Origin of the sequence: Aureimonas psammosilenae (assembly GCF_009176975.1) — a bacterium.
GTDB classification, from domain to species: Bacteria; Pseudomonadota; Alphaproteobacteria; order Rhizobiales; family Rhizobiaceae; genus Plantimonas; species Plantimonas psammosilenae.
The window spans coordinates 85734-100071 of sequence record NZ_WEZG01000004.1; the positions used below are offsets into that span (position 1 = coordinate 85734).

A 14338-nucleotide genomic window follows, 5' to 3' on the forward strand; every position below is an offset into this window, starting at 1 on the left:
GTCTGGCGATCCAGGAGCTGAGGATTATTCCTCGCGCTGACCGGTGAAGTTCAGGAGGAGCTGGAAGAGGTTGATGAAGTTGAGGTAGAGCGACAGCGCCGCCATGACGGCCATCTTGCCGGCCGCTTCCGCGCCGTGATGCTCGGAATATTCCTCCTTGATGCGCTGCGTATCCCAGGCGGTGAGGCCGGTGAAGACGATGACGCCGATCACGGACACGACGAACTGCAAGGCGCTCGACTGGAGGAAGAGGTTCACGAGGCTGGCGAGGACGACGCCGATGAGGCCCATCATCAGGAACGAGCCCATGCCGGCCAGACTGCGCTTGGTGGTGTAGCCGTAGAGGCTCATGGAGCCGAAGACGGCCGCCGTGATGAAGAAGGTCTGCGCGATGCTCGCCCCGGTGAAGACCAGGAAGATCGAGGCCATGGACAGGCCCATGATGGCGCAGAAGGCCCAGAACATCATCTGCGCCGTGCCGAAGCTCACGCGCTCGATGCGGAACGACAGGAACATCACGAAGGCGAGCGGAGCCAGCATCACCACCCACTTCAAGGGCGTGGTGAAGATCGGCACGTAGAGCGCGGGCGTCGAGGCGACGCCGAAGGCCACGAGGCCGGTGATCACGAGGCCGGCGCCCATGTAGTTGTAGATGCGCAGCATGTGCTGGCGCAGGCCCTCGTCGAAGAGGACTTGTGACTGGGCCGGCGCGCTTTGGACGCCGAAGCCCCGGAAGGGGGTGTTCATGGTGGTTCGGTCTCCCTTTGGGTTCTTGTGGAATGGATGGCTGGACGCAGGTCGCGAAGGATGCCCCGTCAGCGAAGGCTTCTTTCGATGCCGGAGGCGCGGCGCTCCAGCATCTCAGGGTCCGCCCCGGACGAGACCAGGGCGTAGGCGACGTCTCCGACCTGCCAGTAGGCGGCGGTGGCGCCGTTCTGCGCGGTCTTGGCGACCGGCAGGACGTCGAATACACCCGGCCGGACGGCGAAGAGCGACAAGCGGCCGAGATCGGCGGTTTCGATCGCGACATCGACGCTCGGCCCGAAGGCCGAGGGGAAGATCTGCATGTCGTCCACCGTCCAGCCTGCCGGGAGTTCCGGCATGGCGATGGCGGTGGCGGCGAGGATTTCGGCCCGGTCGTAGCTCTTCACTTCGAGCTGCGAGGGCATGTCGGCGCGCACCAGCGCCGTGCGATGGGCGACGAGCGCATCGTGCACGAAGGCCGGCGGCGGCACGGAGGCGACGCTCTGGCGGGGCCCGAGCGCGTTGAACTCGGCATGGGCGATCCAGCCGGCGCCGAGCAGAAGAACGAGGGCTGCGACGCGCGAGAAGCGGCGCACCTGCCCGCGCCGCAAAAGCGCGCGTTCCAGCCGTCCCGCCAGTTCGTTGGTGGCGACGCTGACCGGCAGGGGCGCAGCGGATAAAGCGAGGCGCAGCTCGTCGCGCGAGCGTAGGTCCGCCATCACCCGCGCCGCGTCTTCCGGGCGAGCGGCGAGATAGGCTTCCACTTCGATGCGGCGGGCGGGAAGGAGCTGGTCGTCCACGTAGGAAACGAGGTCCATGTCCGTGATCGGATCAACGCTCTGACGCATCCTGACCTCCCTTGGCGTTGAAACTGACGACGTTGGACGGGGTCTCCCCGGCTTCCCATTCGCGCAATCGCTGGCGGGCGCGGGACAGGCGGGACACGAGCGTACCGACGGGTATGCCGAGCGAGGCGGCGGCCTCGTCGTAGGACAGCCCCTCGACGGACACGAGATGAAGCGCGGCGCGCTGCTCGTCCGGCAGTGCCATGAAGGCGCGGCGCACGTCCGCCAGCCGCGCCGCGCCGTGCTGCGACCCTTCCGCCGCCGGATCGACGCGAAGGCCGATCTCGGCGTTGCGCAGAGCCTCGGCCCGGCGGGAACGGAGCTGGTCCACGAAGCGGTTGTGGAGGATCGACATCAGCCAGGGGCGAAGCGCGCGGCCTGTCTGGAACTGGTCGCGCTTTTCCATGGCGCGCACCAGCGCGTCGTGAACGAGGTCTTCCGCTTCGTTCGGGTCGCGCGTCAGGGACAACGCGTAACGGCGCAGGGGGCCCAAAAGGCCGATCACGTCGATGTCGCGCTTCTTGTCGCTCATGTCTCGTATACGGACGGCAGACGACTTCCATCCATGAAGCGCGAGATTTTTTTCGCCGGTCCGATCCGGCTAACCCTCACCCTTGCGGCGAAGCCAGAATCTCGCGCATCGCCTCCACCACGAGGCGGTGATCCTCGACGTCCGGCAAGCCGCTCACCACGACGGCCCCGACGCAAGCCCCGCCCCGGATCAGGATCGGCACGCCCCCGCCGCTCGCCACGTAATCGGTCTCGGAAAGGCCGTAGCGCTCGGCAAGGCTCTTGCCCTTCGCCTCGCAAAGAAGCCGCATCGCGAGCGAGGACTGGTGGAAGCGCATCACCGTGTTGCGCTTGCGGCGGATCCATTCCGTGTTGTCCGGGGTCGCGCCCGGCAGCGCGGCGGCGAAAAGCAGGTGGCCGGCGAGCGTGATCTCCGTCGCGATGGCGAGCTTGCCCGCATCGCCCTTCTCGCGGATCAGGCAACCGAGACGCCACGCGGTTGACGTGTCGAAGTGCGCAAACACGATGTCCTGCATCTCGGCGGCAAGTTCGTCCAGCGTCGGCAAGGGATCGTCCTTCCTGTCAGATCTCGTGGATGCGCACGTCCGGCGCGACCTGTTTCGCCAGATCGCAGAGATGCCGGTGATGGGTGAGATAAACGACCTGCCCCGTCCGAGCCATGCCGGCGAGAAGGCGAAGCACCTCTTCCGAGCGCGGCTCGTCGAAGGTTTCCATGATGTCGTCGGCCACGAAAGGCACCGCGCGGCGGGCGCTCGCGAACTCCTCGTAGCCGGCGAGGCGCAGGCTCAGATAAAGCTGGAAGCGCGTGCCCTTCGACATATCGCCGGCGAGCTTGGACGCCCCGTCGCGGGTGATGCCGATCAAGGTCTCGCGGTCCTTTTCGGGGCGCGCGGAAAGCCCGGCATAGTCGCCGCGCGTCATGGCGGCGAAGGCGGCGGAGGCGCGGTCCATCATGGTGGAGCGGTGTTCGTCGCGGAACGCGGCGAGCGCCCCTTGCGCGACGAGAAGGCCGGCCTTCAGGCGCAGCCAGCGCAAGGCCGCTTCTTCCAGCGCCAGCAGCACCGTCTGGCGCTCGCCCTGCAGCCGTGCCGCCGCGTCGTCGCCGCCGACACGCTCCAGCGCGTCGCGGCTCGCGGTCATGGCGGCATAGAGTTCCCGCGTGCGGCCGTGGAGATCCTCGGCCCTGGCGGCAAGCTCGGCGCGCGTCGCCTCCGCTTCCACCGGATCGACAAGGTCCAGTTCGCTCGACGCGTCATCGACGGAAGGGGCGCGCATTTCGGTCAGCAGACGGTTGCCGGCAGCAGCCAGTTCGGTTTCGAGCCGGGCGCGCGCGGCATCCCGCTCCATCGCGTCCGAAACCTCCCGAAGAGTCTCGACGCCGAAGAAGGCCAGCATTTCGGTGCGGCGCGTGTCGAAGCGGCTTTTTTCTTGCCCGAGTTCGCGTTCTTGTTCGATCAGTTGCGCCAGCGAGCGCTCCTTGTCGGCCCGCAGATGCGCCGCGCGCTCGGCGGTGTCGAGGCGCTCCGTCAGGCGTCCGAGAATGTCGGCCGGGGACGAGCCTTCCTCCTTCGCGCCGAGGCGGGCTGCCAGCCCTGACACCTCGGCGGCGAAAGCCTGCCGCTCGGCCTCGACACCTGCGATCTCGGACGCGATCTCGCGGCGCTCGGCCAGAAGAGTTTCCAGGCGGCGCCCGATATCGAGAAGGGCGCGCACCGCCGCCGGCCCCTCGCCGGGCGCGATCCAGGTCTGTGCCAGCGCCTCGCTCCAGCGCCGGCTCCACTCGTCGAAACGGGCAGCGGCAGCCCCCGCTTGGCGCTCGCGCGTCGCCAGCGCGGCTTCGCATTCGGCAAGGCGGCGGGCAGCCCCCGCGCGCTCCGTGCGCCGGCCCGCTTCCCCCGCAACGAGCCGCTCGGCCGCGCCCACCATGTCGTCGCCATCCGCGAAAGCATCGAAGCCGAAGGGCGCGAGCGCTTCGCCGAGACGCCGGCGGTCGGCCTCGATCTCATTTCGCGCGGCCTCGGCGCGCTCCTCGGCTTCCGCCAGGGCATCCAGCCGGGCAAGTGCATCGAGGCGTCGGCGCTCGAACCCGTCCAGCCGGTCGAGCAGGCGGTCGAGGCCTTCGCCGCCCTCGGCGCGGAAGGGAAGGCTCGCGCGGACTTCACCCTCCAGCTCGCCGCGCTCCGCTTCCGCCCCTTGGAGAAGTTCGCGCGCGCGCCGGCCCGCCTCCGTGGCGAGCGCCAGATCGCGGGCGGATTTCCGCATGTCCTCGAGATCCCGCGCGCGGGAAAGGCGCGCGTCAGCCAGCCGGTCGTTCTCCGCCATGGCCGCCTCGAAGGCATCGGCGCTGGCATCGTTCAAACTTTCGCGATGGCGCGCCCAGGCGGCGTCGCGCATTTGGCGAAGGTTCTTCGCCGTCTCGTCGTCGATCGCGCCGGCATCGGCTTGGAAAGCGTCGAGCCGCGTCCGCTCCGCGCCGACCCGCGTTTCGACCTCGCGAAGACGCTCGCGCTCGGCCGCGATCCGTAGACCCAAGTCCGCGCCGCGCTTGCGCCATGCCTCGACGCGCCGCGCATCGGGAACGTCCAGCGCGCGCAACTCCGCCGGCTCGCCGCGCCAGGGCTGGAGAGCGTCCACCGCCTCGCCCGCGCGGCGCGACAGGGTGGCGATCTCGCGCACCTCATGGCGCAGCCGTCCCGGCGCGTCGCTGCGGCGGGAGGCGGCGAGCGCGTCTTCCAGGGCCTCGGTCTCGGCGCTTTCCCCCTCGCCCAGCATCTCTGCCTGGCGGCGGGCGCGCTCCAGCACCTCGGCGGCTTCCGCCAGTTCGTTCGCCGCCGCATTCCGCCGCTCATCGAGCCCGGCGCGCGCTTCGATCAGTTCGGACAGCGTCGCGGCAAGGGCCGGCGGCAGGGCCAAGGTTTCCGGCGCGAGCCCGGCGGCGGCATTGCCGAGGTCGCGAAGAAGCGCGGCGATGCCGTGGTTCTTGTCGTCCCACAACCTCTGGCGCTTGGGCAGCGCGATTTGCGTCGCGCGGTCGGCGCCGAGGCGCTCGGTGAGATGCCGGATGCCAGCCGCTTCGCCGAGGATCGCGCCGTCGGGCACGAGCCCGTTGATCTCGGCGCGATGGCGCTCGATAGTGTCCTTCAGCGTTTCCGCCAGCGCCCCGATCCGCGTTTCATCCAGAAGAAGGCGCGGCGTTTCTTCCCGCCAGGAAGAAGGCGGGCGGGGCAGATCGGCGTGGGCGTGAAGCTCGGCGCGAAGGCGCTTCAGGTCGGCGGCGAGCGGCAGGGCGCGCGCGATCCGCTCGGCGCGTTCCAGCCGCGCCAGCACCTGTCCCCGCTCGGCGCTCGCCGCCTCGTAGTCGCGGGCACTCGCATTCGCGGTGTCGGAAAGCTGGCGATAGGTCGAGGCGGCGGTATCGATCGCGTCGCGCTCGGTCTTCAGGTCGTTCAACCGCGCCTTCAAGGCGGCGATCTCGGTGGAGCGGGCGCGCTTCTTGTGGATCGCGTCGGCTTCCTCGGAGGCTTTGGCCAGATGTGCGCCGAGCCGCCCAAGGCCGCTGCTTCCCGAAAACAGAAGCTCGCCGAGATCGCCCCGGCTTTGCAGGATGGCGTCGCCGCCCGCTTCCAGCGTTTCGTCGTCGAGCGAGAACATGGTGCGATAAGCGTCGCGCCCGAGCCCTGACAGGGCGCCGGCGACCAGCGCCTCGTTGACGAGCCCGCCATCGGGCCCGGTGAGCGATCCGGCGCGCTGCTTGCGCCGCACGATCTCGTGGGTTCCGCCGTCCCATTCGAGGCAGCCGCCGATCTCCATCAGCTTGTAATCGTGAAGGAAACCGTAGCGGCTACGCTCCTCGATGCCGAAGAGAAGGTCGAGATAGGCCGACAGGGCCGTGGACTTGCCTGCCTCGTTCAGGCCGTAGACGATGTGAAGATCGGGCGCGCCGGCTTTGGCCGCGCCGAAATCGAGACGGCGATCGGTGAACTTGCCGTAACGCGTCAGGTCGAGCCGGCGAAGGCGCATCAGGCGTCCTCGCCTTCAACCGCCGCCAAGCGCGCCAGCACTTCCTCGCTGCCTTCCCCGATCACGCGGGTCAGAAACTCGGAAAACTCGGCATCGTCGGCGCCCGAAAAGCCGCGCGCTTCGGCGGGCAGGTCGTTCAAAAGCTCGCGCGCCAAACCCTCGATCTCGTGGCGAAGGCCGTGGGCGGCGCGGATTTCGCCGCGCATCAGGCGGGAAAGTTCGCTCAACGGGTCGCCGGAAGCGGGCGCGCCCTCCTCAACCGGCTCGCCGGCCTCCACCACCAGCTTGTCGATCCACAGTGTTCCGAAGCCCACCGCGAAGGCCTCGATCTCCTCGGCCAGAACGTCGCGGTCGCGGCGCAGGCGAAAGGCGAGCGGCGTCGCGCCGGTGAGATGAAGGCGCGCCACGAGATGGGGCGAGCGCGCTTTTTCCCGCGCCCGGCCGAGCGCCGCTTCCATCGCTTCGCGCGCTTCTCGCCAGGAGGCGATGCCGGACAGGTCCACCGTCACGCGCCCGAACTCGGCGACGCTGGTGATCCGCTCCTGCGCCTGGACGGAGCCGTCGTCGCTGACCGTCACCAGCGTCACGCTTTTCGCGCCCGCCTCGTTGATGTCGCGCCCTTGCGGGATGCCCGGCATCACCACGGTCGCCGGGCCGTCGGCATAGGCGTCGCGCTTGTGGATATGGCCGAGCGCCCAATAGCGAAAGCCGCGCGCCGAAAGCTCGGCCAGCGAACAGGGAGCGTAGACGTCGTGCCCGGCCGTGCCGCCGAGGCTGGTATGGAGAAGGCCGATATTCACGGCGTCCGGCACGGGGGCGGCAAAGCGCGGCAGCAGGCTTTCGGGCGCCTGGGGTTTGGCAAAGCTGATGCCGTGGAGCACCACGTCGACGCCGGTCGACACCGTCACCGTTTCGGCCTTCTCGCCGAAGACCTTGACGTTGTCCGGCAGGCCGAGCCGGGCGGTGATGCGCGAGGTTGCGTCGTGATTGCCCCGGATCTTGAAGACCGCGATGCCGGCATCCGCCAGCCGCGCCATTTCGGCTCCGAGGAAGCGCGCCGTCTTCATGGAGGTCTGGTCGCCGTCGTAGAGGTCGCCGGCGATCAGAAGCGCGTCGACCCGCTCTTCGATGCAGAGATCGACAATGGCGGTGAGGGCCGCGCGCGTCGCTCCGCCGATCAGTCCCGCCAGTTCGGGATTGCGCAGCGACAAGGAACGGAGCGGGGAATCGAGATGGAGATCGGCGGTATGGACGAAGCGGAAGGCCATGATCCCCGTCTATAGAGCATTGTCCGGCAAACCGAAATCGTCGCGGACGACCGTTCGATCAATCGAAGCCGCAGGGCCAGCCGGCGGAGCCGGTGAGGCCGGCGGGCAGCTTGGTGTCCTTGTCGCCGCAGGCAAGGTCGATCTGCCCCTGCTGGAGCCCGGTCACGGCGGAGAGATCGGAGCCCTCGATGCGCGTCAGGAACATATAAGCGCCGGTGAAGTTCAAAGGCCCGCCGATCGCCGCGCCCTTGAAGCTCGCGCGGGCGAGATTGGCGAAGGTGAAGTTGTTGTCGCCGAGTGCCGCGCCGGCGAAATCGACGCGCCCGAGTTCGGCTTTCTCGAAATTGCTTCCCGCCAGCGCCGCGCCGGCAAAGGAAGAGCGCTGAAGCTCGGCGCTGCGGAAGGACGCTCCTTGCGCGGAGATCTTGGAAAGGTCGGTGCGGTAGCCCTCGATCGCGGCGAAGTTCGCGCCGTCGGCTTTCGCCCCGGCGAGCGAGGAACGGCCGAGCTTGGCGTCTTCGAGATTGGCGCCGGTCAGGATGGTTTCGCGAAGGTCGCTTTGGCCGAGATCCGTGCCGCGAAGATCCGCCCGGTCGAGATTGGAGCCGGACAGCATCAGGTTGCGGCGGTTGCAGCCGCTCCAATCGCGCCCCGGCTCGGCTTCGCCCCGGCAGTCCGCCGCTTGCGCCCCGAACCCCGTGCCGATCAGAATCGCAAGCGCCAGGACGCCGCGTTTCATTCCCTTCTTCGACATGGCTCCCGTGCCTCCGTCACTCATGGGCACAGCTATACTCCAAGAACGGGTGCGCCGTCATGGGGAAGGCGCTGTCCGTCCGAACTCAGCAGCGCCGAAGCTGCGCCTCGTAGCGCGCCGCCATGGTGGCCGCGCGGCGCGCGCCGCGAAGGGCTTCCGGCCGCTTGCGCCAGACCTCGCGCTCGTAGCCCGCATGGCCGGAATGGTAGGCGAGGTAGAGCCGGGCGGCGTCGCTTCGCGAAATGCCGAGCCGGCGGCTCGTATCGGCGTGGTACCAGCCGATGAAGTGGATCGCGTCGGCGAAGTTGTCGCGCCGGGCGAAGCTCCGTCCGGTTCGGCGGCGATATTCGTCCCAGGTGCCGTCGAGGGCCTGGGCATAGCCGTAGGCGCTGGAAATTCGGCCCGTCGGGATGAACAGGAACCAGGTGCGCGGCGGCCGGGCATTCGGCTTGAAGTTCGATTCCGCCTGGATGGTCGCCATCAGCACGGAAACAGGCACGCCGAACTCGGCTGACACGCGCTCGGCATCGCCCCGCCAATCGGTGAAAAGCCCGCTACGCTGCTCGAAGATCGCGCAGGAATTGCCCGTGTTCTTCGGCGGCGAAGCGCAAGCACCCAGCGTCAGGATGGCGAGGAGGGCAAAAAGGCGCGTCGCGTGTCCTGTCATGGCCGCGAAGGCTAGGCGTCACTCGTTACCGAATCCTTGCGCCTTCGCTCACACCCCCGGCATCACCCTTCAAAGACACCCCGCCATTTCGCCACGGCCTTGGCCACGAAGGGCTCGGCGACGCGCTTCTCGGCTTCCCCAGAAAAGCGCAGGAGGCCGTTCGGGCAATAGCGTTCGTCGTCCCAGCCCGGATGGTCCAGCACCGGATAAAGGCAGATGCCCTCCACCGGCACGCCGGCGCGCATGGCGGCGCGCACTTCGCCCCCGACATAGTCCAGCCATTCCGCCCGCCGCTCGCCTTCCACGCCGGTTTCGGCGACGAAGATCGGGCGGCCGTAGCGCGCATGGGTCTCGGCAAGGATGGCGCGGAAGGGCTTGTAGAGCGGATGGCCGATATCGATCGGCGGCCCGCCGTGAATCCACTGGTTGTTGAAGTAGTAGTTCACCCCGACGATATCGAGCAGCTCTTCCCGCCCGCCGATCTGCGGCCAGGCGCGTCCCGCCAGCATGTCCCAGGCCTGGAACTGCGCCTGCCGGTGCCCTTCAGCATGGGAGGCCTCGTGCGGGCGGAAAGGATCGGTGACGACGTTGATGACCGGATCGGCGTGAACGAAGCGGGCGCGGGGGTCGACCTGCAGGATCGCCTCCATCGCCGAGATCGCAGCGCGCGACAGCTGGACCTTCAACTCGTGGCCGCGCCCGTGGAAGAAGGGGTTGAGATAGGCCGCGTCCCCACCGCCCCAGGCGAAGAAGGAAATCTCGTTCACCGGCGCATAGAAGGGAACGCCGTCCGTTTGCGCGCCGACCACTCTCGCCGCTTCCGCCGCAAAGCGTGTGAAACGCTGGACGAATTCCGGCCGCCAGATGTCGAGATCGTCCGGCCAGCCGTAATGGAGGATGTCCCAGACGACCTGAACGCCCGTCGCCTTCGCCGCGCCGAGCTGCGCGTCGAGGCTCGACCAGTCGTAGCGGCCGGGTTCCGGCTCGATCAGGTGCCAGCGCAGGCCATCGCGCACGGTCGCGATGCCATGGCTGCGAAGCGCGGCATAGTCGTGTTCGGCGAAGCGGTCGTGATAGCTCGCCGCGATCATGTCGAGCCGCCGGCGGTCATGCGCGCGCCGATGCGTGGAGGACTCGAAGCCGCCGTGGAAGAAGGAGCGGAAAAGCGAAGGGCGGTGGGCCGGGCGCCGGGCCTCGGCCACCACCTCGTCGATCAAGGCTTCCCAAGCCCGCGCGACCACATCCACCGCGTATTCGCGCTCGACCTTTTCGCGTAGGCCGCTTCCAAGGCGCTGGCGAAGCGCGGGATCGGCGAGAAGGCGGGAGATCGCCGCCGCCACGCCCTGCGGGCTTTCATGCGGCACAAAAATTCCGCTGACGCCGTCCTCGATCTGCTCCAGCGCGCCGTTGTCGGGCGTCGCGATCACTGGCAGGCGCGCCGCGCCCGCTTCCGCGATCACATGCGGCATGCCCTCACCGCGCGACAGCCAAACGAAGACATCGAGCGCCGACAGGAGTTCGGGGATGTCGGCGCGGTCGCCGAGGAAGTGGAGAACCTCGCCGAGCCCGAGCGATGCCGCCAGCGCTTTCAACTCGTCCGCATAGTGCGGCAGGAAGGCGTCGGGGCCGCCGATCACCAGGAAGCGGGCCGCCGGGTTCTGCCGCGCGACGACCGCCGCGCCCCGGATGAAGTCCTCGACGCGCTTCTTCGGATCGAGCCGCCCGACCCAGCCGATCACGGGCGCGTCCAACGCGATCCCCAATGCGCGACGCGTCGGCGCGCGCGCGGCCGGATCGAAAGCTCTCAGATCGACGCTCGACGGAATTTCGATCGCATCCGTTTCGCGGCCCGGCATATGCGAGGCGGCGGCGTCGCGGATCGTTCGGCAAACACCGACATAGCGGTTGGTGAAGTGCTTCGGGCCGCTTAATGCTTCAGATACGAGCCCGCCATGCTCGATCAAGGGCGGGCGGAAATAGACGCGCTCCAGCGCCGGATAGATATCGGCGACGTTCTGGCAGGATACGACGAGGTCGTAACCCGCCACCTTGCCGGCAAGGTAGGAGACGGTGTCGTCGAAGGACAGCGTGTAGGGCGTGCGGTCGACTGCCACGCCCGCCGCTTCCAACTGCTCGTGCGTCTGCTCCGGCATGCCCTCCTTCCGGAAACAGGCGACGACGTCGATGCGGTAGCGCTTGGGGTCGAGATGGCGGGCGAGGTGCCGCACCTCGGTTTCCTCGCCGCCCACCACCAGCCAGGCGAAGACGAAGAGGATGCGCGTCACATCCTCTTGCGCATCGGGAACGTTTCCCGTCATTCGCCGACCTTGAAGACGATCTGCAGGAATTCCGGCCGCTCCTCCACGAGGTGCTTGAGGAAGCGAGGCGCCTCGTCGAAGGGCACGACATGGGTGATGACGTGGCGCTTGATGTCCTCGCCGCGCGCGGAAAGAAGGGCGACCGTTTCTTCCGCGAGGCGGCGTTTGTTCCACGTGAAACCAAGACCGCGCGGCACGCGGTTGATCTGCGCGCAGCGGATCGACAGCCCGTTGTGGTGGAACTCCTCGCCGAGCCTGAGCGCTTCCGCGCCGCCCTGGTAGAAGGCGAGGTCGATCACGGTGCCCTGCGGGCGAAGGGCGCGAAGCGCCGTGTGAAGCGCGCCCGCATGGCTGCGCGTTTGGAACACGAAGTCCGCGCCCCGGTCCGCGCCGCCATGGTGCCAGCGCGATTTAGCGTGGTTCCAGGCCTCGTCCTCGGTCATGGGGGTGAGGCCGAGCGCGGCGATGCGCTCGCGGCGGAAAGGCGAGGGGTCCGCGACGACGACTTCCGCCGCGCCGGCCTGTTTCGCGAAGAGCGCTGTCAGGAGACCCACGACGCCGCCGCCGATCACCAGAACCGGGCGGCCGGACACGCCCTGCCCCAGGCGCTCGACATGGGCGCCCGCGAGTTCAGCGTCGGCGTGAAGAATGCCGTTCGCCGCGATCGGCCCCATCTGCGCGACATAGATGCCGAGGATCGGGTCGATCGCGGCCGGCATCTTCACGAGAAGGTCGTGGAACGGATTGGCCGTGTGGCCGGACTTGTGGGCATAGGTCGAAGCGACGACATCGCCCGGCGCAAAGCCTCCGGTGCGCGATTCCGAAACGCGCGCGACTTCCATGTAGCCGAGGAACGGCACCGGAAAATGCTGGCTCGCCTCGTTGGGAATGAAGACGCTGCGCCCGTCGTCCCAACGCGAATGGAGATATGGGTTGGTGTTCTTCATGAAGGTCAGCTCGGTGCCGGCCGAGAAGCCGGTATAGAGCGTGTCGAGACGCACCGCGCCGTCGCCGGGAGGGCCTTCCTCGTACTGAAAGAAATAAGCCTCGCCCGGCCGCTCGATGCCGAGCGAGCGGATATGGCGGTGGCCGGGCGGCAGACCGGCAGGCGGCTCGGGCGGCCGGGGCTGGAACTGCAGGGGCGCGAGCGCCGGGCGCTCGTAGTCTCCCACCGGCAGATGCACGACGTCGCCCGAGCGCGAGGATTCCACCACGGCCAATGCCAGGCGATGGGTGCGAACGGCTTCCCCATAGGGGCAGCGGATGCGGTTCTCTCCGCCTGCGACTGCGTCGATGAAGTCGCGATCCTCGCGCCAAACGGGATCGCCGTCCGCGCCGCGAACCGGCCGCCCGCGCCCGACATCCACCATGATGTCGCGGTCGGTCAGCTCGATGGCGAGCTTGTCGGCGAAGATATGGAGGCCGACGCGGTGGTTCCAGCCGAGAAGGCAGGTCGAGGCGACATTGGCGACGACGCCGTTCTCGAAGGTGAGGCTGGCGGTGGACACGGTCGGCACGTCGAGACCGGGAAACTCGCCGCGATCCTTATGCCCCGCGCGGCCGTAAACCTCCTTGACCTCGCCGACGAGGAAGCGGGCGAGATCGAGAAGATGCGTCGCCTGTTCCACCATCTGCCCGCCGGAGCGGTCCTCGTGCCACCACCATTGCGGCGGGGGCGTCGAATCCAGCCAATAGCCGGAAAGAAGCTGCGCCGGGTTGTCCGTGAGCAGCGCGCGCGCTTCCTCCACCGTGTCGAGATAGCGCCAATGATAGCCGACGGCGGTGACGAGGTTCTTTTCCGCGACCTTCGCGGCGATCTCCTCGGCGGTGCCGAGATCGAGCGAAACCGGCTTTTCCACGAAGAAGGGGAGGCCCCGCGCGATCGCCGCCCGTTCCGGCGCGCCATGGGCGAAGGGCGGCACGCAGATATAAAGGGCGTCGGGCTTGGCCTCGTCCATCATCGCCTCAGCCTCTGCGAAGGCTTTGGCGCCGAAGCGCGTGGCCGCTTCCTCGGCCTTCGCCAGATCGGGATCGGCGAAGCCGACGATCTCCACATCCTCGAAATGCTCCAGGATGCCGAGATGCCGATGGGCGATGCCGCCCGCTCCGACGAAACCGATGCGGATGCGCTTCATGTCGTGGTCCTGTTTACCGTGATCGGATGCCGCCAGAAGGCGGAAATAAAGCGAGGCGGTCTCGTTTCCCATGCGGGCGGCACGGAACTCGGCCTCGAAGCGTCGCCGCCCTGCCTGTCCCGCCGCGCGAAGGGCGTCGTCGTCATCGAGGGCGGCGAGAAGGGCATCGGCCAGAGCCGATGGATCGCCCGGTTCAGTGAGCCAGCCGGTGCGGCCGTGGTCCACCGCCTCGTCGGTGCCGCCGATGCGGGTCGCGACGACGGGGAGCCCCGCGCCCATGGCCTCCAGCGCGACGAGCGGCAGGCCCTCGAACAGCGAGGGCAGCACCAGAAGATCGCCCGCCGCCATGAGGTCGGGAACGTCGTGCCGGTCGCCGAGAAGGCGCACATGATCCGAAAGGCCCGACGCCTCGATCCGGTATTTCAGATCGGCCCGCAGCGGCCCGTCGCCGACGATGAGGCATTGAAGGGACGCGAGGCGCTCTTGCGGTAGGTGCCGGAGGGCGTGAAGGAGAACGGCATGGCCCTTCTGCTCGGTCAAACGGGCGACGCAGAGGAGAAGCCGCGTATCGGGAGCGATCCCGAACTCGGCCCGCACTTCGTCTCGGCCACGCCGGGGCGCCGCCACATCGAGCCCGTTGCGGATGGCGTGAAGGCGAGCGGGATCGACGCCGGCTTGCACGAAGCTTCGCCGCGCCCCTTCCGACACGCAGACCACCGCGTCGAGCCCTTCGATCCCTTCGAGATAGGCTGCGTGCTCGGTCTCATCGGTGATGACGAAGGGCAGGTGCTCGGTGCGAAGCACGATCGGCACGCCCACCTCGCGCCCTGCTCCAGCGAGCCCATGCCCTTCCCAGCCGATCCCGGCATGGACATGGACAATGTCGAACGCGGCGCGCGCGAGCGCGGCCCGAACGGCGTCCGGGTCGTCGAGATCGAGGGCAAGCGCCGCTTGGGCCCCCCGCAAAGCCTTTTCCAAGAGCCCGCTTCGCGGATCGGCCGCGACCGTCACGTCGAAGCGGTCGGTCAGCGCCGAGGCGAGCGCCAGCATATGCGC

10 protein-coding genes are annotated in these 14338 nt (G+C 68.4%); all 10 read right to left on the minus strand.

Translation table 11 applies throughout. The features are described 5' to 3' along the window. Positions 1 to 24 precede the first annotated feature (24 nt). Entirely contained in the window at positions 25 to 747 is a 723-nt protein-coding gene (locus F9929_RS09155) for a Bax inhibitor-1/YccA family protein (RefSeq protein ID WP_152046265.1), read from the minus strand. Between the two features lie 68 nt (positions 748 to 815). After that, the gene (locus F9929_RS09160; RefSeq protein ID WP_152046266.1) at positions 816 to 1592 is read right to left on the minus strand and encodes an anti-sigma factor family protein; all 777 of its coding nucleotides are present in this window, start codon (positions 1590 to 1592) and stop codon (positions 816 to 818) included. Then, positions 1576 to 2121, minus strand: coding sequence for a sigma-70 family RNA polymerase sigma factor (locus F9929_RS09165; protein WP_152046267.1), 546 nt, complete (start codon positions 2119 to 2121; stop codon positions 1576 to 1578). Before F9929_RS09165 ends, F9929_RS09160 begins: the two co-directional genes overlap by 17 nt. Positions 2122 to 2197: 76 nt before the next feature. Then, positions 2198 to 2665 (minus strand): heme-degrading domain-containing protein, encoded by a 468-nt coding sequence (locus F9929_RS09170; RefSeq protein WP_235919156.1) that lies wholly within the window; start codon positions 2663 to 2665, stop codon positions 2198 to 2200. 16 nt (positions 2666 to 2681) lie between these two features. Beyond that, entirely contained in the window at positions 2682 to 6140 is a 3459-nt protein-coding gene (locus tag F9929_RS09175; RefSeq protein WP_152046268.1) for an ATP-binding protein, read from the minus strand. Next, positions 6140 to 7408: a metallophosphoesterase family protein gene (locus tag F9929_RS09180; RefSeq protein WP_152046269.1), complete on the minus strand. Its 1269-nt coding sequence runs from the start codon at positions 7406 to 7408 to the stop codon at positions 6140 to 6142. Before F9929_RS09180 ends, F9929_RS09175 begins: the two co-directional genes overlap by 1 nt. A 58-nt stretch (positions 7409 to 7466) precedes the next feature. Further along, positions 7467 to 8162: a pentapeptide repeat-containing protein gene (locus F9929_RS09185; protein ID WP_152046270.1), complete on the minus strand. Its 696-nt coding sequence runs from the start codon at positions 8160 to 8162 to the stop codon at positions 7467 to 7469. Positions 8163 to 8247: 85 nt separating this feature from the next. After that, on the minus strand, positions 8248 to 8829 hold the full coding sequence (locus tag F9929_RS09190) for a transglycosylase SLT domain-containing protein (RefSeq protein WP_152046271.1): 582 nt from the start codon (positions 8827 to 8829) through the stop codon (positions 8248 to 8250). A gap of 62 nt (positions 8830 to 8891) precedes the next feature. Then, a complete protein-coding gene (locus F9929_RS09195) occupies positions 8892 to 11147 on the minus strand; it encodes a glycosyltransferase (RefSeq protein ID WP_152046272.1) in 2256 nt (751 codons plus the stop codon). Continuing rightward, the gene (locus tag F9929_RS09200; protein ID WP_152046526.1) at positions 11144 to 14332 is read right to left on the minus strand and encodes a glycosyltransferase; all 3189 of its coding nucleotides are present in this window, start codon (positions 14330 to 14332) and stop codon (positions 11144 to 11146) included. Before F9929_RS09200 ends, F9929_RS09195 begins: the two co-directional genes overlap by 4 nt. Positions 14333 to 14338 lie beyond the last annotated feature (6 nt).